Here is a 21,853-nt window from a genome sequence, read left to right on the forward strand (position 1 = left end):
CACCGTCATGTTCTCGACCTCGCTGTCCAAGCGTGTCCTCGGCGCTGTCGCCTTGGCCGCCGCACTCCCTCTCGCCGCCACCGCGTGCGGCGGTGGCGGTGGCGGTGGCGGTGACGGCATCGTCATCGGCACCAAGTTCGACCAGCCCGGTCTGGGCATGCGCAATCCCGACGGCACGATGAGCGGATTCGACGTCGACGTCGCGACCTATGTCGCCGGTGAACTCGGCTACACACCGGAGCAGATCGAGTGGAAGGAAGCTCCGTCGGCACAGCGCGAGACGCTGATCCAGAACGGGCAGGTGGAGTTCATCGCCGCGACGTATTCGATCACCGACTCCCGTAAGGAGAAGGTGGACTTCGCCGGCCCCTACCTGATCACCGGGCAGAGTCTGCTGGTGCGCTCGGACAGCAATGACATCAACGGCCCCGCCGACCTGCAGAACAACAAGATCCTGTGCTCGGTGTCGGGTTCGACCCCGGCGCAGAAGATCAAGGACGAGTACGACGCGGTGCAGCTGCAGCAGTACGACACCTATTCGGCGTGCATCGAAGCCCTCAAGAACGGGGCCGTCGATGCCGTCACCACCGACGAGGTCATTCTCGCCGGGTACGCCGCGCAAGACCCCGGCGCCTTCAAGATCGTCGGCGAGCAGTTCTCCGAAGAGCGCTACGGAATCGGCCTGGAGAAGGGCAACAGCGAACTGCGCAGCCAGATCAACGACGCGCTGCTCAAGATGCAGGAGAGCGGTGCGTGGAAAGAGGCCTTCGACAAGAACCTCGGCCCGGCCGGCATCACCGCGCCCAGCCCGCCGCCGCTGGACAACTAGACAGGTAGACAGGCGCGCCCCGTGGAGATTTTCAGCGAGTATCGGGACCAGATCTTCGAGGCGTTCTGGACGACGATTCAGCTGACGGTGTTCTCCGGCGTCGGTGCGCTGATCCTGGGCACGGTGCTGGCGGCGATGCGGCTCTCACCGGTGCCGATGATGAACTGGCTGGGCACCAGCTACGTCAACGTCGTGCGCAACACCCCGTTGACGCTGATCATCATCTTCTGCTCGTTGGGGTTGTCCCAGACGCTGGGCATCACGCTGGCGGGCCGGCAGTCCCCGACGTTCATCGAGGACAGCAACTTTCGTCTGGCCGCCCTCGGTTTGACCGTCTATACCGCGGCTTTCGTGTGCGAGACCGTGCGCTCGGGAGTCAACACGGTGCCGCTGGGTCAGGCCGAGGCGGCCCGGTCGCTGGGGTTGACCTTCTCGCAGAACCTGCGAATCGTGCTGCTGCCGCAGGCCTTTCGCGCGGTGATCATTCCGCTGGGTTCGGTGCTGATCGCACTGACGAAGAACACCACCATCGCCTCGGCGATCGGTGTCTTCGAGGCGGCGTTGCTGATGAAGGAGATGATCGAGGACACCGCGGCGGTGATGGTCGTCGGCGGCATCTTCGCCCTCGGGTTCGTCATCCTCACCCTGCCGACAGGGTTGTTCTTCGGCTGGCTGGGCAAGAGATTGGCGGTGGTGCGGTAGTGAGCGCCGGATCCTCGGTTCTGTTCGACGCCCCGGGTCCCCGCGCGCGGGTCCGCAACCGGCTTATCTCGGCGGCCACGGTGGTCGTGGTCCTGCTGGCGGCCTGGGTGGTGATCGGCAAACTGCAGGAACGCGGACAACTCACCGCGGCCAAGTGGGAGCCGTTCCTGACGTCGAATCTGTGGACCACCTACGTACTTCCGGGCGTGAAGGGCACGCTGACCGCGGCCGCGGTGTCGATCGTGCTGGCGCTGATCCTCGGGTTCGTCCTCGGGGTGGGGCGCTTGTCGGCGCACACCGCCATCAGGTGGCCGTGTGGGGTGATCGTCGAGTTCTTCCGCGCCGTGCCGGTGCTGATCATGATGATCTTCGCCTACTTCCTCTACGCGTTCTACGCGGTGTTCCCGTCCGGGCAGTTGGCACTTGCCGGCGTGATCACCGGCTTGACGCTGTACAACGGCGCGGTGATCGCCGAGATCGTGCGCGCCGGCGTGAAGGCCCTGCCCCGCGGCCAGACCGAGGCCGCCTCGGCGCTGGGCCTGACCTGGGGACAGACGATGCGCGCGATCCTGTTGCCGCAGGCGGTCACCTCGATGCTGCCGGTGTTGATCTCACAGCTGGTCGTGGTGCTCAAGGACACCGCAATCGGCTACCAGATCACCTTTGTGGAGATGGTGCGTCAGGGCACTGCGGTCGGCTCGGCCTATGGCAACTACATCCCGGCACTGATGGTCATCGCGCTCCTGATGATCAGCCTGAACTTCACCTTGTCGTGGTTTGCCACCTGGCTCGAACGCCGGCTCCGGCAGTCCCGCAAGGGTCGGGAGGACCCCACGGCCGAAGCGGCGATGGAAGCCGCCGGGGACCAGAGCAGAGGCACCTGATCGACATGGTCGACGCAGACCGATGACGGAGTCGACACTGGCCTTCGAGCTGCTGTCGGAGTCCGCGCTGCGCAGCATGGTGGATCTGATGGTCCGGCTCATCGAGGGCTGCGGCGCGGTCGTCATCATGGTGGGCGCGGTCGTGGCCACCGTCAAATTCGCCGTGGCGTTGGTACGGCGCGACATCGCGGCGTTCTCCTCGGTGCGGCTGACGCTGGCCCGGTTCCTGGTGCTGGGGCTGGAATTCCAGTTGGCCGCCGACGTGCTGCGCACGGCGATCTCGCCGTCCTTCGAGGAGATCGGCAAGCTCGCGGCGATCGCCGCGATCCGGACGCTGCTGAACTACTTCCTCAACCGGGAGATCGCTCAGGAGCAGCGCGAGATCGAAGCCGCGCGGAGGTCGCGGGCGCCGTGAGCCCGGTCGACGCCGCAGCCTGGTGCCTGGTGATGGCCGGCATCCTGCTGGCCCTGGCAGCATGGGCGACGTTCCTGCGGCCGACTCTGGCACTGCGCGTGATGCTCGACTTCTTCACCGCGGCAGGTCTGCTGCACCTCACCGCCGATCTGTCGTGGGCGGCGCTGCTCGGTGTGGCCGCTCTGATCGGGCTGCGGCATCTGCTGGCCGGCCGTCTCACCGCCGATATGACGGCGGCCTCGCGGGCCACCGGGACGTCCGGCTAGGTCCCCCGTCAGACCCGGCGTCGCTCCCTTTCGTTCGCCAACTCCGACGTCACTACGTCCACAGCGAGCGACTGGCTGTAGCCGCGTCGGGCCAGCATCCCGACCAGCCGGCGTGTGACCTTGTTCTGAGCATCACGGTCCTGCGGATCGCCGAGTTTCTCGCGCCGCAATTTGTCGCGGACCAGCTGCTCGGCACGGACCCGTTCGGCGCCGGCATCGATGTCGGCCAGTGCCGCGTCGATGACCTCGCCGTCGACGCCTTTGTTGCGCAGTTCGGCAGCCAGCGCGCGCTTACCCTTTCCGGCATTGGCGCGCCGGGACCGGACCCACTGCTCGGCGAAGTCCTCGTCGTCGATCAGCCCGACGTCGGTCAGCCGGTCCAAAACCGGTGTGCTGATGTCGTCGGGATAGCCGCGTTTGGCCAGCTGCGCTTCCAATTCGGCTCTCGTGCGCGCCCGGGCGGTGAGCAGGCGCAGACACACGGCCCGCGCCTGCTCGGCTCGCCGGACGGGGTCGTCCGGCGAGCCCGTGCCACTAGAAGTCGACGGGAGCGGGAAGGACGTCATCGTTGTCCGTCACGACGGCACCGATACCGAGCTTTTCTTTGATCTTCTTCTCGATCTCGTTGGCCACGTCGACGTTCTCGAGCAGGAAGTTGCGGGCGTTCTCCTTGCCCTGCCCCAACTGCTCCCCTTCGTAGGTGAACCACGAGCCGGACTTGCGGATGAAGCCGTGCTCGACACCCATGTCGATGAGGGATCCTTCCCGGCTGATGCCCCGGCCGTAGAGGATGTCGAACTCGGCCTGCTTGAACGGCGGCGACACCTTGTTCTTGACGATCTTGACGCGGGTGCGGTTGCCGACGGCGTCGGTGCCGTCCTTGAGGGTCTCGATCCGGCGTACGTCCATGCGCACCGAGGCATAGAACTTCAATGCCTTTCCACCGGTGGTCGTTTCGGGCGAGCCGAACATCACTCCGATTTTTTCGCGCAGCTGGTTGATGAAGATCGCCGTGGTGCCCGAGTTGCTCAGCGCGCCGGTCATCTTGCGCAGCGCCTGGCTCATCAGGCGGGCCTGCAGGCCGACGTGGCTGTCGCCCATCTCGCCTTCGATCTCGGCGCGCGGCACGAGTGCGGCCACCGAATCGATGACCAGGATGTCGAGCGCGCCGGAGCGGATCAGCATGTCGGCGATCTCGAGCGCCTGCTCACCGGTGTCGGGTTGGGAGACCAGCAGCGCGTCGGTGTCGACACCCAACTTCTTGGCGTACTCCGGGTCCAGCGCGTGCTCGGCGTCGATGAACGCCGCGATGCCGCCCGCGGCCTGGGCGTTGGCGACCGCGTGCAGCGCGACGGTGGTCTTACCCGACGACTCCGGGCCGTAGATCTCGATGACGCGGCCGCGCGGCAGCCCGCCGATACCGAGAGCGACGTCGAGGGCGATCGAACCGGTGGGGATGACCGAGATCGGCTGGCGCACCTCTTCGCCGAGCCGCATCACCGAGCCCTTGCCGAAGTTCTTGTCGATCTGCGCGAGCGCCAGCTCGAGGGCCTTCTCGCGATCAGGGGCCTGTGGTGCCATGGTGATACCTCTTCCGGTAGTCGTTGTTGACCGGTTCTCGGTCGGTTGGCCGCGACGCTAGATCAGGGCTACGACAAGTTCGGGCTGACAAGTCAATGGGTCGAACTCCACCCACAGTAGACGAACAGGTGTTCGATACAAGTGGACACGCCGACGGACTACCTTTTCCCGCATGACCCGGCAAGACCTCCGCATCCCCGCCCACGGGGAGCAGATCGCCGCCTATCTGTACCGCCCGCAGGTCAGCGGCGGTGACGTGCCATGCGTGGTGATGGCGCACGGCTTCACCGGCACCCGCGACGACGGGCTGGCCGAGTACGCCGAGGCATTCTGCGAGGCCGGCTGCGCCGTCGTGCTGTTCGACTACCGGTGCTTCGGCGCGTCATCCGGCGAGCCGCGCCAACTGCTCGACATCGCCGAGCAGCACCGCGACTATCACGCGGTGATCGCGTGGGCCCGCCGGCTCGACGGCATCGACCCGGACCGGATCGTGGTGTGGGGTTCGTCGTTCAGCGGCGGGCACGTGCTCGCCGTGGCGGCCCAGGATCCGCGGATCGCGGCGGTCATCGCCCAGGCGCCGTTCACCGACGCCGTCGCCAGCCTGCGCGAGGTACCGCTGCGAACCGTCCCGCGCATCCTCGCCGCGGCCGTGCGCGACCAGGCCGGCGCCTGGCGCGGCCGGCCGCCCCGCACCGTGGCCGCCGTCGGCGCACCCGGCACCGTCGCCGCCATGACCTCCCCCGACGCCAAGGTCGGATTCGAAGCGATTCTTGGGCCGAATTCCCTGTGGCGCAATGAGTTCGCCGCCCGCCTGATGCTCCGGTTCCCGTTCTACCGCCCCGGACGCAAAACCGCGAAACTCCACATGCCGGTGTTGCTGTGCGTCTGCGACGAGGACGTCGTCACCCCGCCGGGCCCCTCGGTGACGGCGGTCCACCGGGCGCCGCACGGCCAACTGCGCCGCTACCCGTACGGTCATTTCGACATCTACCACGACCCCCGCGCCAAGGCCGACCAGGTCGCATTCCTGCGCCGTGTGCTCGGTCCGCAGCTCGCGGACGGCCCGTCGTGACCCGGTCAGAGGCCGCAGATCCCCCACCGGCAGGCAGGCGCCGGGTGGGCGTCGGCCGCCGGCTGCGGTGCCACCGGAGCCGGCGGCATCCCGCCCGTCCCGGGCGTCTGGGCCTCGCCGACCGGTGAACTCTGCGTCGCGGTGCCGGTCCCGGGCGCCTGGATGACCGGGCTTTGCGCCGGCGGACCGGTCAGCGGAGGCGCCGTGCACTTCTCGGCGGCCGCGCTCCACTCCCCGCCCGATTCCGCGCAGCAGACCAAGCTGTCGGCGAGATGTTCCGCGGGGGACGCTTTGCCGCGCGAAAGCAGCTCGTCCGCCACCCGCTGACAGGAGTCGTACTTCCCGATGTCCCACAGCGCATTCGCGATCGCCGGCTGCGCGAGCCCGCCCAGTATCACAGCGATTGCCGCCGCACCGAACACGGTGTGCCGGGCGCGTCCACGTCGCCGGGGCGTCGTCGACTCAGGAACGGTCATGCCGTGTCCCGGGCTCGGATTTGACGGCCGTGATGATCAGGTATTCCCACGCCATCACCGACGGCCGGGTCAGGAACCGGTCGCCGAGCTCGGCGAGTGCGGTGTCCAGCGCGGCGACCCGGTCCGGGTCGCCGGCGATGGCGCGGTAGGCCGAGATCGTCGGCCCGTAGGTGCTCTTGAAGTAGTCGCGGAAGGCGGCGCCGCTGCGGAACCGGTCGACATCCAGCGTTCCCCGGCGGGCGGCGAAGCCGTGCACCCGGCCGGCGAACAGCTCACGGACATGGTCCTCCCGTCCCCACAGCGGCGGTGGCTGCACGCCCGGTGGCGGCTGGGCAACGAACGGCTTCATGGCCGCGAACATCTGCCCGACCAGCCCTTCCGGCGTCCAGCTGAGGAGTCCGACGCGGCCGCCCGGTCGGCAGACCCGCAGGAGTTCGTCGGCCGCCGCCTGGTGGTGCGGCGCGAACATCACGCCGATGGCGGAGGTTACGACGTCGAACTCGTTGTCCGCGAACGGCAGTTCTTCGGCGTTGGCTTGTCGCCAGTCCAGGACCACGCCCCGGTCGGCGGCGATCCGCTGACCGGCCGCCAGCAGTTCGGGTGTCAGGTCGCTGGCCACGACGGACGCTCCGGTCTGCGCCGCCGGGATGGCCACGTTGCCGGTTCCGGCGGCGACGTCGAGGACCCGATCGCCGGGTCCGATACCGGTCGCCTCCACCAGGAGGGGTCCCAGCGGTGCGACGAGGTCGGCGGCGATCGCCGGATAGTCACCCGATGCCCACACCGCGCGGTGCTTGGCGGCCAGCGTGGTGTCGATGGTGGCGGTGTCACTGCTCATGTCGTTCTCCTTTGCGGTGCGCTGCAAGACACGGTCCTCCGCGCCGGGCGCTGCCATCCAGTCACAGATGTGTACCGCCGGCAGTTCTGCATGTGTACTGGTCAAATCGGCTGCTCAGCGGTGTAATAGGACTCGGGAAGGAGCGCCGCGGTGTCCTCGTATCAGCAGTTCTGTCCGGTGGCCAAGGCCATGGAGTTGCTCGACGAACGCTGGACTATGCTGGTGGTGCGCGAACTCCTCCTGGGCAGTAGACATTTCAACGATCTTCGCCGCGGGGTACCGAAGATGTCGCCTGCCTTGCTGTCGAAGCGGCTGCAGACGCTGACGCGTGCCGGCGTCGTCGAGCGCAGGGACGTCGGCGGCCGGAGCTCCTACTCGCTGACCGAGTGCGGCCGTGAGCTCGCCGATGTGGTGGATGCACTGGGCGCGTGGGGCGTCCGCTGGATCGGCGAACTCGGTGACCGCGACCTCGATCCGCACCTGCTGCTGTGGGACATGCGCCGCACCGTGCCGGTCGACGAGTGGCCCCGGGCGCGCACGGTCCTGAATTTCAGATTGACCGGAACGCCCCCGAAGGCATCGTCGTGGTGGCTCGTCGTCGCCGACGGGCAGGCCGATGTCTGCGACTTCGACCCGGGGTTCGACACCACGGCCACCGTCGCGACGAGCTTGCGCACGCTGACCGAGATCTGGCGCGGCGACGTGTCCTGGTCCGAGGCCTTGCGCGAGGGGGCCGTGACGATCAACGCGCCGACCGAGGTGCGGCGGGCGTTGCCGACGTGGATCGGTCAATCGACGCTGGCGGCCGTACCGCGACCCGCGTGACCGTCCTCACCACTGCGCACGCGGGACGTCGAAGTCCGCGCACAGCGCCCGCCAGACCTGCCGGGGTTCGACTCCGTCCTCGATCGCCTGCGCCGCCGTCCGCCCGCCGAGGTCGGTGAGCACGTGGTCGACCAGTATCGACGACGCCCGCATAGCGCCGAACTGCCCCTCCACCAGTTCGTGGAATTCCGTCAGCCGCACAGCCCCGAAACTACGCTGTGCCGCGCAGGGCGTCATGGCACACCCGTACCGGATCAGCGACCTCGGCCACCGTCGCGCCGGCCCGGCGCGCGGCGGCCCGATAGCGCGGCGATCCCAGCACCTTGCGCGCGGCACCGGCCAGCGCATCGGCGCTCAAGGGCCTGACGAGTTCAGCACTTCCTTGCCGCACAACACGATTGGCGATCTCCCACTGGTCGCCGCCGCCGGGCACCACCACCATCGGCACCCCGGCAAGCAGCGCCTTGGCCACCGTGCCGTGACCACCGCCACAGATCAGCAGGTCCGCCACCGCCAGCAGTTCGTCCTGCCGGCCCAGACCGACCACCGCCCATGACGGCACCTCGCCGTCCAGCCCGTCCAGCTGCGAGACCACCACCCGCGACCCGGCCGGCAACACCCGACCCGGCACCAGCGTCCGCAACGCCAACTCGGCGAGCCCGCCGGCCCCGGTGGTGGCCGTCGACGGCGCCACCACCACCACCGGTCCCTCACCGGCCGGCAGCTCGAGCACCGAGGTGGTCGGCTCGAAGTGCAGCGGACCGACCACCACCGCCTCGGCGGGCCAGTCCGGGCGCGGCACCTCCAGCGCCGGCAACGTCGCGATCAGGCGGCGCAGCGGCCCTGGGTCATGGGCCGGCAGCCCGATCTGCACGCGCGCCTCGGCGCGCTGGCGCAGTCCTTTGCGCCATGAGCGGGCGCTGAGCGTCCGCAGCACCGCGTCGCGTAACCGGCCCCGCACTCCCCTGCCCGGCGCCAGCCCACTGCCGATCGGCGGCAACCCTTTCGACGGCCGGTACAGCGGATGGGTGTTCAACTCGACCCAGGGCACTCCGAGCAGGTCAGCGGTCAGTCCCCCGCACACCGTGATCGAGTCCGACACCACCAGGTCGGGACGCAGGTCGGCGACGGCCTGCCGGTTCAGCTGCGCCATCCGGGCTGCGCGCTGATGGATCTTGGCCCCGGCGTCGGCGTCGTCGTCGACTGCGGTCGGGTCCAGGCCGGCCAGCTCCACCGCATCGACGCCGTGCTCGTGCGCGAGGTCCAGCCAGCGAGTGCCGGTGAGCAGGGTCGGAGTGTCCCCGGCGCCGGCGAACTTCACACACAGCGCCAGGGCCGGAAACGCGTGTCCGGGGTCGGGACCCGCCACCACGGCTACACGCATGCGGGCTACCCTGCCACAGCCCGCGGCACTAGGCTGACGCGATATGACCGACCAGGCTTCCCATCCGCCCGCACCGGCTCCCTCCGCTGCGTCGGTGGCGGTATCCGACAACGCCGACATCGTCCAATCGTTTTTGTTCGCGCTCGCCGACTCGGATCTCGACACGTTCGAGTCGCTGGCGGCGCCGGATCTGCTGTGGCAGAACGTCGGCCTGCCGTCGCTGCGCGGACGCGTCCGGATCATGAAACTGCTGCGCCGCTCCGAAGGGCGCATGGGGTTCGCGGTGAAGTTCCACAGCATCGCCGCCGAGGGTGAGACGGTGTTGACCGAACGCACCGACGCCATCGTGTTCGGTCCCCTGCGGCTGCAGTTCTGGGTGTGCGGGCGGTTCGAGGTGCACGACGGCCAGATCACGCTGTGGCGAGACTATTTCGACCTCGTCGACTGCTTGGTCAAGGCGCCGCTGCGGGCGCTCGCGGCAACGGTCTTCCCGTCGCTGCGCCCCACCTTCTAGAACGCGGGGTTACGCGCCGCGGAGCCGGCCCAGCTCGTCGAAGGCCTGCGCCCAGCCGCTCAACCGGTCGGTGGCCGAGGTGAGTTGTTCGCGGTAGCGGCGCTGCGACATCGGCGAGCTGGACAATGCCCCGGAGTTGGTCGCCGAGACCAATTGGGCAGCGGCAGAGACCATCTCGGTGTACTGGCGGGCGCCGCGGTCCAGTTGCGCGGCGAACGCGGCGATCGTCGGGGCCAGGTGCGGACGCGACTGCGGGGTGGCCTTGACCGTGCGCTCCATCGAGGCCACCTCCGAAGCCGTGGCGGCCATCGTCGCCGCGGTCTGTTCGGCCGCCGCCCGGATCTCCCACAGCTCGTCAGCGGGCAGCATCCGGCCCCGTTCGAGCACGCCGAGCAGCGAGTACAACCCCCGCTGCGATTCGGCGAGCGACATCATAGGCTGGCGGGCCGCTGAACCCCAGGGCGGCAGCCGGCGCGCGGCGTTCGTGCGTGCCGGCGGTAGCGGTTCGCCACGCAGAAACCGATAGCGCAGCAGGGCCAGGGTGGCCAGGAACGCGGCGCCGACCGCGATCGGCGACGGGATGAACAGCGCCCATACCGGGGTGCTCCAGGACGCCAACAGAGCGGTGACGCCGATCCAGAACACCGACGACAGCGCGAAGAACACGCCCAACCGCAGTGCCCAACGGCGTTTGCGCAGCAGCTTGGCGCGTGGGTCGGCCACGGCGTTGAGCTTGTCGGCCAGCAGGCCCGACCACTCCGCCGCGGTGTCGATTCCGCGCTGGGTCAGCGAGCGTCCCGGATGGCGTTTGCCGGCGTGTGTAGCCACTGTTCGGTCCTGTGCGGGTTACTGCGACAACGGATTTTCCGGTGCCGGATTCGGAGGGGCGGCCGGGGTGGCCGGCGTCTGACTGGGGGCGGCCTGGCCGGGGGCCGTGGTGCCGCCGGAGGGCAGCTGCTCGCCGCGCATCGACGCCCGGATCTGCTCCAGCCGGGAATGCCCGGCCATCTGCACGCTGGCCTGCTGGACCTCCATCATGCGGCCCTGTACCGAGTTCTGCGCCAGCTCGGCCGAACCCATCGCGTTGGCGTACCGCCGCTCGATCTTGTCGCGGATCTCGTCGAGGCTGGGGGTGTTGCCGGGCGCGGCGATCTCGGTCATCGAGCGCAATGACGCACTGACCTGTTCCTGCATCTTCGCCTGCTCGAGCTGGCTGAGCAGCTTCGTGCGCTCGGCGATCTTCTGCTGCAGCACCATCGCGTTCTGCTCGACGGCCTTCTTGGCCTGCGAAGCGGCCTGCAGCGCCTGGTCATGCAGCGTCTTGAGGTCTTCGACGCTCTGCTCACCGGTGACCAGCTGCGCGGCGAACGCCTCGGCGGCGTTGTTGTACTCGGTGGCCTTGTTGGCGTCACCGGCCGCGACGGCCTGATCAGCCAGCGTCAGCGCCTGCCGCACGTTGGCCTGCAACTTCTCGATGTCGGCAAGCTGACGGTTCAGCCGCATCTCCAGCTGACGTTGATTGCCGATCACCTGGGCCGCCTGCTGGGTCAGCGCCTGATGCTGGCGCTGCGCTTCTTCGATGGCCTGCTGGATCTGCACCTTCGGATCGGCGTATTCGTCGACCTTGGAGCTGAACAGCGCCATGAGGTACTTCCACGCCTTGACGAACGGATTGGCCATGAGTTCATTCCGCCTTCGTAGTCGGACTGCCCGCTGGGCTGAGCACGTGCACTGACCCCAACTTATCTGCTCCACACAGCTCGTCGCACCCCTGTCGGCTGCGGGTTGCCGGGTCAGGCCACCGCCATGGTCACCTCGTGCGGGATGACGACCTTGGTGGCGGCGTCGATGTGGGCCGCGCCGGCATCCTCGCGGGTCAGGGCGACGCGCGACTCCTCGAGCGCCATCTCGTCACCGGCCTCGGTCAGCACCCGCGACAGGGGCACCTCCAACGCGCCGCAGATGGCGCCGAGCAACTCGCTCGACGCTTCCTTTCGCCCGCGCTCGACCTCAGACAGATAACCGAGGCTGACCCGCGCGGTATCGGACACCTCGCGCAGCGTGCGGCCCTGTTCCACTCGGGCGCGCCGCAGCACGTCGCCGATCACCTCGCGCAGCAGTGAAGTCATCGCGCACTCCTTGTCTGTGGATCCGACGGGGGGTTCTCGTGCCTCAAGAATCCCAACGCGCGGCGGTGCGGTGATGGTTCCCGGTACGCGTCAGCGTTCTGCCAGCGCTGCGCGCAGCATCCGGATCGCGGCCTGCGCGGCCGCCACCCGGATGTCCCAGCGGCTGCCGTGCAGCCGCAGGTGCTCCACGGTGGTCTCCACCGGGCCCGCCACGCCGAGGTAGACGGTGCCGACCGGATGTCCGCCGTGCGGTTCGGGCCCGGCCACGCCGGTCAGGCCGACACCCCAGGTCGCGCCGCAGCGCTGCATCGCGCCGACGGCCAGGGCCCGTGCGGTCGGCTCCGCGACGGGGCCGACCTCGTCGAGCAGGCTGGCGGGGACCCCGGCCAGGGCGATCTTGGTCTCGACCGTGTAGGTCACGAGGCCGCCGCGCAGCACCACGCTGGCGCCCGGCACTCCGGCCAGCGTCGCCGACAGCAGCCCGGCGGTCAGAGATTCGGCCGTCGCGACGGTCTGCCGGCGAACCGTCAGATCGGCGACCAGGGCGCGCGCGTCGTCAGTGACCAGCGGATCGTCCACGCGCATCCCGCCGAGCAGAGACGAAATAGTCCACGCCGGTGAGCACGGTCAGTACGACCGCCACCAGCATGATCACCCAGGCGCCGGTCAGCCAGGCACCGGACAGGGGCAGCACGAACAGCCCGATCGCCACCGCCTGCACCAGGGTCTTGAGCTTGCCGCCGCGGCTGGCCGGGATGACCCCGCGGCGCAGCACGACGAAGCGCAGCGCGGTCACCCCGAGTTCCCGGACCAGAATCACTGCGGTCACCCACCAGGGCAGGTCGCCGAGCATCGACAGCCCGATCAGTGCGGCGCCGATGAGCGCCTTGTCGGCCAGCGGGTCGGCCAGCGCGCCGAACTCGGTGACCATGCCGTAGCTGCGCGCCAGCGCGCCGTCGAGGTGGTCGGTGACCACGGCAGTGACGAAAACGACGAATGCGGTTACCCGCCAGGCTGTTTCATGACCATCACCGGCGAACAACGCGAGCAGGAAGACCGGAACGAGCACGAACCGTACACCGGTCAGCGCGTTGGCGAGGTTCGCCACCCGAGCGCGAGGGACCACCGGATCGGTATGTGGTTGGCCCGGCACCGACACAGAATACTGGTTGCCGATACCGATACCCTTCGGTGTGTGAGCGTAGCTGGGGACGCAACAGCCGACGGTGTCGTCGTGCGCCGCGCCCGCACCACCGATGTGCCCGCCGTCAAAGCCCTCGTCGACATCTATGCCGGCAAGATCCTGCTCGAGAAAAACCTGGTGACGCTGTATGAGTCCGTCCAGGAGTTCTGGGTCGCCGAGGACGCCGGCGAGGTGATCGGTTGCGGCGCGCTGCACGTGCTCTGGTCCGACCTCGGCGAGGTACGCACCGTCGCCGTGCACCCGAAGGCACGCGGCCGCGGGGTGGGCCACGCGATCGTCGAACAGCTGCTGGCGGTGGCGACCGAACTGCACCTGCGACGCATCTTCGTGCTGACCTTCGAGGTGGAGTTCTTCACTCGCCACGGCTTCGTCGAGATCGACGGCACACCGGTGACCGCAGAGGTCTACGAGGAGATGTGCCGCTCCTATGACACCGGCGTCGCCGAGTTCCTCGACCTCTCCTATGTCAAACCCAACATCCTGGGCAACACCCGGATGCTGCTCACCCTCTGACGCCGGCGGGGCGCATCGCGTCAGAAGTCGGGTTCGTCCTCCGCTGCGGCGCCCGATGCGTCTGAGCCGCCGCGGATCAGCGCCAGCGTGCCCGCCAATTCGTCGGGCTTGACCAGCACCTCGCGCGCCTTGGATCCCTCCGACGGCCCGACGATCCCGCGGGTCTCCATCAGATCCATCAGCCGGCCCGCCTTGGCGAAGCCGACGCGCAGTTTGCGCTGCAGCATCGAGGTGGACCCGAACTGGCTCGACACCACCAGCTCGACGGCTTGCAGGAACACATCCATGTCGTCGCCGATGTCGGGGTCGACGTCCTTGCGTTCGCCGGCCTTGACCGCGGTCACCCCCTCGACGAACTCGGGCTCGGCCTGATCCTTGGTCGCGTTGACGACCGCCTGGATCTCCTCGTCGGTGATGAACGCGCCCTGCAGGCGGATCGGCTTGCCCGCCCCCATCGGCAGGAACAGCCCGTCGCCCATTCCGATCAGCTTCTCGGCGCCGGGCTGGTCGAGGATGACGCGGCTGTCGGTCAGCGACGACGTCGCGAACGCCAGCCGCGACGGCACGTTCGTCTTGATCAGACCGGTCACCACGTCCACCGACGGGCGCTGGGTGGCCAGCACCAGGTGGATGCCCGCCGCCCGCGCCTTCTGGGTGATCCGCACGATGGCGTCCTCGACGTCGCGCGGCGCGGTCATCATCAGATCGGCGAGCTCGTCGACGATCGCCAGGATGTACGGGTAGGGCTTGTATTCGCGGTTGCTGCCCAGCGGCGCGGTGATTTCCCCGCTGCGCACCTTCTCGTTGAACACGTCGATGTGCCGCACCCGCGAGGCCTGCATGTCCTGGTAGCGCTGCTCCATCTCCTCGACCAGCCAGGCCAGCGCGGCGGCGGCCTTCTTGGGCTCGGTGATGATCGGCGTGATCAGGTGCGGGATGCCCTCGTAGGGGGTCAGTTCGACCATCTTCGGGTCGATCAGGATCATCCTGACCTCTTCGGGTGTGGCGCGGGCCAGCAGCGACACCAGCATCGAGTTCACGAAGCTGGATTTGCCAGAGCCGGTCGAACCCGCCACCAGCAGGTGCGGCATCTTGGCGAGGTTGGCCGAGATGAAGTCGCCCTCGATGTCCTTGCCCAGCCCGATCACCAGCGGGTGGTGGTCGCGCCGGGTCCCCGGCGCAGTCAGCACGTCGGCCAACCGCACCATCTCCCGGTCGGTGTTGGGCACCTCGATACCGACCGCGGACTTGCCCGGGATCGGCGCCAGCATGCGCACGCTCTCGGTGGCCACCGCGTAGGCGATGTTGCGGTGCAGCGCGGTGATCTTCTCCACCTTGACGCCGGGTCCCAGCTCGACCTCGTAGCGGGTGACCGTCGGGCCGCGGGTGCAGCCGGTCACGGCGGCGTCCACCTTGAACTGCTGCAGCACCGAGGTGATGCTGTCGGTCATCTGCTGGTTGGCCGAGGTGAGTCGCTTGGGCGGCTCACCGGCGATCAACAGGTCCAGTGACGGCAGGGTGTAGGGGCCCTCGACGACGCGGTCGAGGGTGAGATCGGGTTCCTTGCGGGCCTTCTTGCGCGTGCGCGGCGCCGGAGGCTCGCTGACCGCGGGGACGTCCTCGTCGAGCGGGTAGTTGTCCATCGGCGATCCCGCCGGCGCGATCAGGGGCTCGGTCGGCTGAGACGCCGACGGCCACGCCTGGGCGGCGTCACGGGGGTCGGCGTCGTAGTAGCCGTCCGAGAAGTCGTCGACGCCCCCGCTCGCCGAGTCGAGATCACCGGCGTGGTGGTCATCGCTCTCGTCGTAGTCGTAGTCGTCGTGGTCGTCGTAATCACCGCGCCAACGCGTGCTGAACATGTCCCGCAATGTCTCGGGCACCTCGCGGATGGTGGTGCCGGTCAGCAGCAGCAGTCCGAAGACGGCGGCCATGAACAGCAGCGGCGCGGCGATCCACGCGGTGACGCCGTCGGACAGCGGACCGCCGATGGCGAATCCGACGAACCCCGCGGCGTCGCGGCGCGCTCCAGGTTCCATCGGCGAGCCGGCCCACAGGTGCCACAACCCCAGTACCGGCAGCGCGATCATCGTGGCGCCCAGGATCAGGCGCGGGCGGGTGTCGGGATCGGGTTCGGAGCGCATCAACACAATCCCGAGCGCCGCGAGCAGGACCGGGACCAGCACCACCGCCGAGCCGATCAGCACCCGGATCGACGAGTCGATCCACGCGCCCACCGGACCGGCGGCGTCGTACCAGGAACTGGCGGCAATCACCACGGCCAGCCCCAGCATCGCCAGGGCCAGCCCGTCGCGCCGGTGGGCGGGCTCCAAGTCGCGCGCCCGGCCCACTGAGCGCGCGGTGCTCCCCGCTCCGCGCGCCAGCATCAGCCAGCCGGCGCGGACACCGCGGCCGACGGCCGTGCCGGCCGCCGAGACCACCGACGGGTTGCGACGCGGCGGCTTACGGCGCGACGCGGCCGGTCGCGCCGGACGGCGTTCCCGGCCCCTGCCTCCTGAACCGGCCTTTGACCTGGTCGAACGGGCAGGTGAGCGGGCCGTGGTCTTACTAGCCATGCCCGTCAGCCTAGTCGCAACTACCTCAGATGCACCATCAGCCTCAGTAGTCACAAATCGGTGTCGAGCCGGTGTCGGAACGACACCCTCGCCGCGCTGTCGGGAGCAGACAGTACGGTGTGATCTGTTCACTCACGTTCACTGCCTCTCCCCCATCCGCTCTAGCTCAATGAGGAGCCGCCATGCCCGTCGTCGTCGTCGCCTCCATGAAGGCCAAACCCGAATCCGTCGACATCGTCCGGGACGCCTGCACGCAGGCCATCGAGGCCGTGCACAGCGAGCCCGGCTGCCAGCTCTACGCGCTGCACGAGGCCGACGGCACGTTCGTCTTCGTCGAGCAGTGGGCCGATGCCGACGCGCTGCAAGCGCACAGCACCGCGCCTGCGATCGCCACGCTGTTCGGCACCGTCGGTGAGCACCTCGACGGCGCACCCGATATCAAGATGCTGCAGCCGGTGGTGGCCGGCGACCCCGCCAAGGGCCAGTTGCGGCCGTAGTCTCTGCATCCATGGGTGAGCTCTCAGGCAAGGTCGCGTTCATCACGGGCGCGGCCCGAGGTCAGGGTCGGGCGCATGCGGTGAAGTTGGCCTCCGAGGGCGCCGACATCATCGCGCTGGACCTGTGCGCGCAGATCGACTCGGTGCCCTATCCGCTGGCCACCCCCGACGACCTGGCCGAGACGGTCAAGCTGGTCGAGGACACCGGCGCGCGCATCGTCGCCCACCAGGCCGACGTCCGTGATCGCGACGCGGTCAAGGACGTGGTGCGCGACGGCACGGCCAAGCTCGGCGACCGCCTCGACATCGTGGTCGCCAACGCCGGCATCGCGCCGATGGCCGCGTCCGACGCCTGGCAGGACGTGCTCGACGTTAACCTCACCGGGGTCTACCACACCGTCGATGTGGCGATGAAGCCGATGATGAAGTTCGGCAACGGTGGTGCGATCGTGCTGACCAGTTCGGTGGCCGGCCTGGTCGGTCTGGGTTCCCCGGTGGCCGGCTCGGTCGGTTACGTCGCCGCCAAGCACGGCATCGTCGGGCTGATGCGGGTCTATGCCAACTTCCTGGCCTCGCACAGCATTCGGGTGAACTCCGTGCACCCGGCCGGGGTCAACACCCCGATGATCGACAACGAGTTCACCCGGTCCTGGCTCGAAGGCGCGGCGCAGGAGCAGCAACTCGGCGGGCCGGACATGAGCAACGCGCTCCCGGTGCAGGCGCTGGAGGTCGAGGACATCGCCAACGCGGTGTTCTGGCTGGTCTCCGATGCCGCACGCTACGTCACCGGGGTCACCTTGCCGGTCGACGCGGGTTTCGTGAACAAACTGTGAGTCGATGACCGGATCGCGAGACGCGGCGGCGCGCACGGCAGTGGGGCCCATGACGCTGGCGGCCATCGAGCACCACGAGCCGCCGGCCCGGCGCCTGGTCGATGACGACTTGGCCGAATCGTTTCTTCCCGGCCGGGCCCGGATGCTGGTGCGGCTGGCGCGCGCCGGGTGGCTGCGGCGCGCGGTGCGGTCGGCCTCGGAGCGTGCGGCCCCGGGAGTGGCCACCAGTATCGCGTGCCGCAAACGTTTCATCGATGAGCGGCTGTCGGATCCGCTCAACGAGACCGATGCCGTGATCGTGCTCGGCGCGGGCCTGGACACCCGCGGGTGCCGCATCGCCCGCCACGGTGATCTGCCGGTCTTCGAAGTGGACCGACCCGAGGTCATGGAACACAAGGCGACGGTGCTGCGCCGGGTGACCGGTGCGGTGCCCGCGTCGATACACCTGCTGGGCCTCGATTTCGAGAACGACGACCTGATAAGCGCGCTGACGTCGCACGGCTACCGACCTGACCAGCGCGCTTTCGTCATCTGGGAGGGCGTGACGCAATACCTCAGCGCCGAGGCGGTGGCCGCGACGCTCGACGCGCTGCGCCCGTTGGCGCCCGGCAGCCGGCTGGCGTTCTCCTATGTCCGCCAGGACTTCATCGACGGCACGAACCGCTACGGTGCGGAGGCGCTCTACCGCCGCTTCCGTCAGCGCACCGAGCTCTGGAAGTCGGGCCTGGTGCCCGAAGAGGTCGGTGACATGCTGGCCGAGTACGGATGGCGGCTCAGCGAGCAGGTCGGTCCCAGCTACTACCGCGACACCTATATCCGGCCCACCGGCCGCACGCTGAGCGCGTCCGCGATCGAGTGGACCGTGCTCGCGGAGCGCTGACGGCGACCGGTGACCGTCGTTCGGCGTGAACGCTCGCGTCAATATCGTAGGCTGGGATCGGCGGCCGGGTGATCCACGACACACTCGGCACGATCAGGTTTTGCGAGCACGCCGTCCACCGGGGGTTACGTCATGGGCGCACTGGGCGAGGGCACGGAACCATGGCTGCCATTTTGATCGCCGAAGACGAGCCCCGGATCTCGTCGTTCGTCAAGAGGGGCCTGCAGGCGCACGGCCACTCGGCGACCGTGGTGGCCGACGGCCCGTCGGCCTACAGTTCGGCGCGCCGCGGCAAAGTCGATCTGTTGGTCCTCGACATCGGGCTGCCGAAGATGGACGGCCTGACCGTGTTGCGGCGCTTGCGTCAGGAAGGCAGCTCGATCCCGGTCATCATGCTGTCGTCGCGCACCAGCCGGGCCGACGTCGCCGCCAGCATGGCCAGCGGCGCCGACGACTGCCTCGGCAAGCCGTTCCGCTTCGAGGAACTGCTCTCCCGGGTGCGCCGTCACCTCGCCGCGGCCCGGCCGCGGCCCGTCACCGAGCTCAAGTACGGCACGTTGCGGCTGGACCTGCGCACCCGGCGCGCGCATGTGGGCGACTACGTCGTCGATCTGTCGGCGCGGGAGTGCGCGCTGGCCGAGACCTTCCTGCGCCACCCCGGCCAGGTGCTGACCCGGGAGCAGCTGCTCCGCCTGGTGTGGGGGCACAACCAGGAGGCCGGCTCCAATGTCGTCGACGTGTATGTGCGGTATCTGCGGCGCAAGCTCGGCGCCCACCGGTTCGTGACGCTGCGCGGCCTCGGTTACCGCCTCGAAGCGGTGTGAGGCCGGTCAGATCTCGATGACCGTGGGCACGATCATCGGCTGGCGCCGGTAGGTCTCCCCCACCCACTTGCCGACGGTGCGCCGCACCGCTTGCGCGATCCGGGTCGGGTCGGTGATGTTCTGGGCGGCCAGGTTCTCCAGCTCGGTCTCGACCTTGCGGGCCACGGGTTCCAGCGCCTTCGGGTCCTCCGAGAAGCCGCGCGAATACAGGTACGCCGGGGCGGCCGGCTTGCCGGTGCCGCGCCGGACGACGACCGTCACGGCGACGAACCCCGACGACAGGATCAGTCGTTCGCCCAGCGTCGCATCGCCGACGTCTCCGGTGATCAACCCGTCGACGAACATCTTGCCCACCGACACCGCGCCCGCGATCCGGGCCCGGCCCGCGACCAGATCGACGCTGACGCCGTTCTCGGCCAGCACGATGTTCTCCTCGGGCACGCCGGCGCGGGCGGCCAGCGCGGCGTTGGCGCGCAGCATCCGCCAGGTGCCGTGCACCGGCATCACATTGCGGGGCCGCACGCCGTTGTAGAGGAACAGCAGTTCGCCGGCGTAGGCATGTCCCGAAACATGAACGCGTGCTTGCTGATTGGTGACCACCCGGGCACCGATCTTGGCCAGCGCGTCCATCACACCGAACACGGCCTCCTCGTTGCCCGGAATCAGCGAGGACGACAGGATGATCAGATCGCCGTCGGTCAGTGTGATGCTGCGGTGCTCGCCGCGCGACATCCGGGACAGGGCCGCCATCGGCTCGCCCTGGGTGCCGGTGGTGATCAGCACGACCCGGTCGGCCGGCATCATCTCGGCGGCCCCGATGTCGAGGACATCTTGGTCGGCCACCCGCAGGTAGCCGAGGTCGCGGGCGATGCCCATGTTGCGCACCATCGACCGGCCCACGAAAGACACTCGGCGTCCGAGCGCCACCGCCGCGTCGATGATCTGCTGTACCCGGTCGACGTTGGAGGCGAAGCAGGCCACGATCACGCGCCCCTGTGCGCCGCGGATCAGCCGGTGCAGGGCCGGGCCGATCTCGCTTTCCGACGGCCCCACCCCGGGGATCTCCGAGTTCGTCGAGTCGCAGAGGAACAGGTCCACCCCGGCGTCGCCGAGCCGCGACATCCCGGGCAGATCCGTCGGCCGGCCGTCGAGGGGCAGTTGGTCGAGCTTGATGTCGCCGGTGTGCAGCACGGTGCCCGCGCCGGTGTGGATACCCACGGCCAGGCAGCCGGGAATGGAGTGGTTGACGGCGAAGTACTCGCATTCGAAGACACCGTGGGTGCTGCTCTGGCGCTCGGCCACCTCGACGACCACCGGCTTGATGCGATGCTCACGGCACTTCTCGGTCACCAGCGCGAGTGTGAACTTGGAGCCGACGATCGGGATGTCGGGCCGCATCTTCAGCAGGAACGGGATGGCGCCGATGTGGTCCTCGTGGGCGTGGGTGACGATCAGCGCCTCCACGTCCTCGAGGCGGCCCTCGATATGGCGCAGATCCGGCAGGATCAGGTCCACCCCGGGCTCGTCATGGGTGGGAAACAGCACGCCGCAGTCGACGATCAGCAAGCGCCCCAGGTGCTCGAAAACCGTCATGTTGCGGCCGATTTCGTTGATTCCGCCCAGAGCGGTCACCCGCAGGCCGCCCGGGTCCAGCGGTCCGGGTGGGGTCAGCGCGGTGTCCACTACCGAAGCACCGCCGCGGCACGGAGGTCGGCGGCCAGTTCTCGCAGCTGTTGACCGTCGGCCGGCATCTGCGGCAGGCGCGGCTCACCGGCGTCGAAGCCCTGCAGTCGCAGGCCGGCCTTCGACAGCGTGACGCCGCCCAGTCGGTGCTGCGCGGCGTTGAGCGGTGTCAGCGTGACCGCGATCTTGCGGGCGGTGGCGATGTCGCCGGAGTTGAAGGCGGTCAACAGCTCTCGCAACTGGCTCGCGGCGACGTGCCCCCAGACGCTGACGAACCCGACCGCGCCCATGGCCAGCCACGGCAGGTTCAGCGCGTCGTCCCCGGAGTAGTAGGCCAGCCCGGTCTCGGCCATGATCTGGGCGGCTCCAGGCAGGTCAGCCTTCGCGTCCTTGATCGCCACGATGTTGGGATGGTGAGCCAGCTCGCGCATGGTGTCCCAGTTGATCGGCACGATCGACCGCGGCGGGATGTCGTAGAGCATCACCGGCAGGTCGGTGGCGTCGGCCACCGCGGTGAAGTGCGCCAGCAGGCCCGACTGCGGCGGCCGCGAGTAATAGGGCGTGACAACCAGCAGCCCGTGCGCGCCCGCCTCCGCGCACCGCTTTGCCAGATGCACGCTGTGCGCGGTGTCGTAGGTACCGCATCCAGCGACGATCCGGGCGCGGTCGCCGACCGTGTCGACCACCGTGCGCAACAACGCGATCTTCTCGTCGTCGGTGGTGGTCGGCGACTCGCCGGTGGTGCCCGAGAGCACCAGGCCGTCGCAGCCGGCCTCGACCAGCCGCGTGGCCAGGCGCGCAGCGGTCTCCAGATCGAGCGTTCCGTCCGGCTTGAACGGAGTAACCATCGCGGTCAACAAAGTGCCCAATCGGGCAGTGACGTCGATTCCGCTGGTGCTCACGGGCGATAGGTTACCTGGTGGATCCGCCC

At 68.9% G+C, this 21,853-nt stretch carries 27 protein-coding genes; 13 read left to right on the forward strand and 14 right to left on the reverse strand.

Annotated features, from left to right (window positions below; translation table 11 throughout):
• The first annotated feature begins 7 nt into the window (after window positions 1-7).
• Genes G6N31_RS10605 through G6N31_RS10625 form a run of 5 tightly spaced genes read left to right on the forward strand, consistent with a single transcriptional unit; the run spans window position 8 to window position 3,096 of the window.
• Window positions 8-829, forward strand: coding sequence for a glutamate ABC transporter substrate-binding protein (locus G6N31_RS10605; protein ID WP_098001904.1), 822 nt, complete (start codon window positions 8-10; stop codon window positions 827-829).
• A gap of 21 nt (window positions 830-850) precedes the next feature.
• Window positions 851-1,531 carry an amino acid ABC transporter permease gene (locus G6N31_RS10610; RefSeq protein WP_098001905.1) on the forward strand — a complete coding sequence of 227 codons (681 nt, stop codon included), beginning with the start codon at window positions 851-853 and terminating at the stop codon, window positions 1,529-1,531.
• Window positions 1,531-2,415 carry an amino acid ABC transporter permease gene (locus G6N31_RS10615; protein WP_098001906.1) on the forward strand — a complete coding sequence of 295 codons (885 nt, stop codon included), beginning with the start codon at window positions 1,531-1,533 and terminating at the stop codon, window positions 2,413-2,415. The genes G6N31_RS10610 and G6N31_RS10615 overlap by 1 nt, the downstream gene beginning before the upstream one ends.
• A gap of 22 nt (window positions 2,416-2,437) precedes the next feature.
• Window positions 2,438-2,830, forward strand: a complete 393-nt coding sequence (locus tag G6N31_RS10620; RefSeq protein ID WP_098001907.1) for a DUF1622 domain-containing protein — start codon at window positions 2,438-2,440, stop codon at window positions 2,828-2,830.
• On the forward strand, window positions 2,827-3,096 hold the full coding sequence (locus tag G6N31_RS10625) for a hypothetical protein (RefSeq protein WP_098001908.1): 270 nt from the start codon (window positions 2,827-2,829) through the stop codon (window positions 3,094-3,096). The genes G6N31_RS10620 and G6N31_RS10625 overlap by 4 nt, the downstream gene beginning before the upstream one ends.
• 8 nt (window positions 3,097-3,104) lie before the next feature.
• Here G6N31_RS10625 and recX read toward each other — a convergent pair whose 3' ends face one another.
• Entirely contained in the window at window positions 3,105-3,662 is a 558-nt protein-coding gene (gene recX, locus G6N31_RS10630; RefSeq protein ID WP_098001909.1) for a recombination regulator RecX, read from the reverse strand.
• A complete protein-coding gene (gene recA, locus G6N31_RS10635) occupies window positions 3,631-4,677 on the reverse strand; it encodes a recombinase RecA (RefSeq protein ID WP_098001910.1) in 1,047 nt (348 codons plus the stop codon). The genes recX and recA overlap by 32 nt, the downstream gene beginning before the upstream one ends.
• A gap of 172 nt (window positions 4,678-4,849) precedes the next feature.
• Between recA and G6N31_RS10640 the strand changes: the two genes are divergently transcribed.
• Entirely contained in the window at window positions 4,850-5,749 is a 900-nt protein-coding gene (locus G6N31_RS10640; protein WP_098001911.1) for an alpha/beta hydrolase, read from the forward strand.
• 5 nt (window positions 5,750-5,754) lie between these two features.
• Here the strand turns inward: G6N31_RS10640 and G6N31_RS10645 are convergent, their stop codons facing one another.
• A complete protein-coding gene (locus tag G6N31_RS10645) occupies window positions 5,755-6,225 on the reverse strand; it encodes a hypothetical protein (RefSeq protein WP_133117654.1) in 471 nt (156 codons plus the stop codon).
• Window positions 6,212-7,063 (reverse strand): class I SAM-dependent methyltransferase, encoded by an 852-nt coding sequence (locus G6N31_RS10650; protein WP_098002045.1) that lies wholly within the window; start codon window positions 7,061-7,063, stop codon window positions 6,212-6,214. Before G6N31_RS10650 ends, G6N31_RS10645 begins: the two co-directional genes overlap by 14 nt.
• Before the next feature lie 150 nt (window positions 7,064-7,213).
• Here G6N31_RS10650 and G6N31_RS10655 point away from each other — a divergent pair, with 150 nt between their 5' ends.
• Complete coding sequence (locus G6N31_RS10655) at window positions 7,214-7,888, forward strand: winged helix-turn-helix transcriptional regulator (RefSeq protein ID WP_098001913.1); 675 nt, start codon at window positions 7,214-7,216, stop codon at window positions 7,886-7,888.
• A 6-nt stretch (window positions 7,889-7,894) separates the two neighbouring features.
• On the opposite strand, the gene G6N31_RS10660 is transcribed toward G6N31_RS10655, so the two are convergent.
• Both G6N31_RS10660 and G6N31_RS10665 read right to left on the reverse strand, forming a co-directional pair.
• Window positions 7,895-8,089 carry a DUF3046 domain-containing protein gene (locus tag G6N31_RS10660; RefSeq protein ID WP_098001914.1) on the reverse strand — a complete coding sequence of 65 codons (195 nt, stop codon included), beginning with the start codon at window positions 8,087-8,089 and terminating at the stop codon, window positions 7,895-7,897.
• A 10-nt stretch (window positions 8,090-8,099) separates the two neighbouring features.
• Window positions 8,100-9,272, reverse strand: a complete 1,173-nt coding sequence (locus G6N31_RS10665; RefSeq protein WP_098001915.1) for a glycosyltransferase — start codon at window positions 9,270-9,272, stop codon at window positions 8,100-8,102.
• Between the two features lie 43 nt (window positions 9,273-9,315).
• On the opposite strand from G6N31_RS10665, the gene G6N31_RS10670 reads away from it, so the two are divergent.
• Window positions 9,316-9,786 carry a limonene-1,2-epoxide hydrolase family protein gene (locus G6N31_RS10670; protein ID WP_098001916.1) on the forward strand — a complete coding sequence of 157 codons (471 nt, stop codon included), beginning with the start codon at window positions 9,316-9,318 and terminating at the stop codon, window positions 9,784-9,786.
• Between the two features lie 9 nt (window positions 9,787-9,795).
• On the opposite strand, the gene pspM is transcribed toward G6N31_RS10670, so the two are convergent.
• The 5 genes from pspM to pgsA all read right to left on the reverse strand — a co-directional run bounded on the left by pspM (window position 9,796) and on the right by pgsA (window position 13,068).
• A complete protein-coding gene (gene pspM / locus G6N31_RS10675) occupies window positions 9,796-10,614 on the reverse strand; it encodes a phage shock envelope stress response protein PspM (protein WP_098001917.1) in 819 nt (272 codons plus the stop codon).
• Between the two features lie 18 nt (window positions 10,615-10,632).
• A complete protein-coding gene (gene pspA, locus G6N31_RS10680) occupies window positions 10,633-11,466 on the reverse strand; it encodes a phage shock protein PspA (protein ID WP_098001918.1) in 834 nt (277 codons plus the stop codon).
• 113 nt (window positions 11,467-11,579) lie between these two features.
• Window positions 11,580-11,915, reverse strand: coding sequence for a transcriptional regulator ClgR (clgR, locus tag G6N31_RS10685; protein WP_098001919.1), 336 nt, complete (start codon window positions 11,913-11,915; stop codon window positions 11,580-11,582).
• A 90-nt stretch (window positions 11,916-12,005) separates the two neighbouring features.
• Window positions 12,006-12,494: a CinA family protein gene (locus G6N31_RS10690; RefSeq protein ID WP_098002046.1), complete on the reverse strand. Its 489-nt coding sequence runs from the start codon at window positions 12,492-12,494 to the stop codon at window positions 12,006-12,008.
• Entirely contained in the window at window positions 12,472-13,068 is a 597-nt protein-coding gene (pgsA, locus tag G6N31_RS10695; RefSeq protein WP_098002047.1) for a CDP-diacylglycerol--glycerol-3-phosphate 3-phosphatidyltransferase, read from the reverse strand. The genes G6N31_RS10690 and pgsA overlap by 23 nt, the downstream gene beginning before the upstream one ends.
• 42 nt (window positions 13,069-13,110) lie before the next feature.
• Between pgsA and G6N31_RS10700 the strand changes: the two genes are divergently transcribed.
• Window positions 13,111-13,632 (forward strand): amino-acid N-acetyltransferase, encoded by a 522-nt coding sequence (locus tag G6N31_RS10700; protein ID WP_098001920.1) that lies wholly within the window; start codon window positions 13,111-13,113, stop codon window positions 13,630-13,632.
• Window positions 13,633-13,652: 20 nt separating this feature from the next.
• Here the strand turns inward: G6N31_RS10700 and G6N31_RS10705 are convergent, their stop codons facing one another.
• Window positions 13,653-16,205 carry an FtsK/SpoIIIE family DNA translocase gene (locus G6N31_RS10705; RefSeq protein ID WP_163722134.1) on the reverse strand — a complete coding sequence of 851 codons (2,553 nt, stop codon included), beginning with the start codon at window positions 16,203-16,205 and terminating at the stop codon, window positions 13,653-13,655.
• 182 nt (window positions 16,206-16,387) lie between these two features.
• Between G6N31_RS10705 and G6N31_RS10710 the strand changes: the two genes are divergently transcribed.
• The 4 genes from G6N31_RS10710 (at window position 16,388) to G6N31_RS10725 (ending at window position 19,239) form a co-directional block, all read left to right on the forward strand.
• Entirely contained in the window at window positions 16,388-16,702 is a 315-nt protein-coding gene (locus G6N31_RS10710; protein WP_098001922.1) for a putative quinol monooxygenase, read from the forward strand.
• 11 nt (window positions 16,703-16,713) lie between these two features.
• Window positions 16,714-17,535 (forward strand): mycofactocin-coupled SDR family oxidoreductase, encoded by an 822-nt coding sequence (locus tag G6N31_RS10715; protein WP_098001923.1) that lies wholly within the window; start codon window positions 16,714-16,716, stop codon window positions 17,533-17,535.
• Between the two features lie 4 nt (window positions 17,536-17,539).
• Window positions 17,540-18,415: an SAM-dependent methyltransferase gene (locus tag G6N31_RS10720; protein ID WP_098001924.1), complete on the forward strand. Its 876-nt coding sequence runs from the start codon at window positions 17,540-17,542 to the stop codon at window positions 18,413-18,415.
• Window positions 18,416-18,576: 161 nt separating this feature from the next.
• Window positions 18,577-19,239 carry a response regulator transcription factor gene (locus G6N31_RS10725; RefSeq protein ID WP_098001925.1) on the forward strand — a complete coding sequence of 221 codons (663 nt, stop codon included), beginning with the start codon at window positions 18,577-18,579 and terminating at the stop codon, window positions 19,237-19,239.
• A 6-nt stretch (window positions 19,240-19,245) separates the two neighbouring features.
• Here G6N31_RS10725 and G6N31_RS10730 read toward each other — a convergent pair whose 3' ends face one another.
• Window positions 19,246-20,922, reverse strand: a complete 1,677-nt coding sequence (locus tag G6N31_RS10730) for a ribonuclease J (RefSeq protein ID WP_098001926.1) — start codon at window positions 20,920-20,922, stop codon at window positions 19,246-19,248.
• The gene (dapA, locus tag G6N31_RS10735; RefSeq protein ID WP_234815182.1) at window positions 20,922-21,770 is read right to left on the reverse strand and encodes a 4-hydroxy-tetrahydrodipicolinate synthase; all 849 of its coding nucleotides are present in this window, start codon (window positions 21,768-21,770) and stop codon (window positions 20,922-20,924) included. The genes G6N31_RS10730 and dapA overlap by 1 nt, the downstream gene beginning before the upstream one ends.
• Window positions 21,771-21,853: the final 83 nt, after the last annotated feature.

The sequence above is a fragment of the Mycolicibacterium duvalii genome (assembly GCF_010726645.1).
Classification (GTDB): Bacteria; Actinomycetota; Actinomycetes; order Mycobacteriales; family Mycobacteriaceae; genus Mycobacterium; species Mycobacterium duvalii.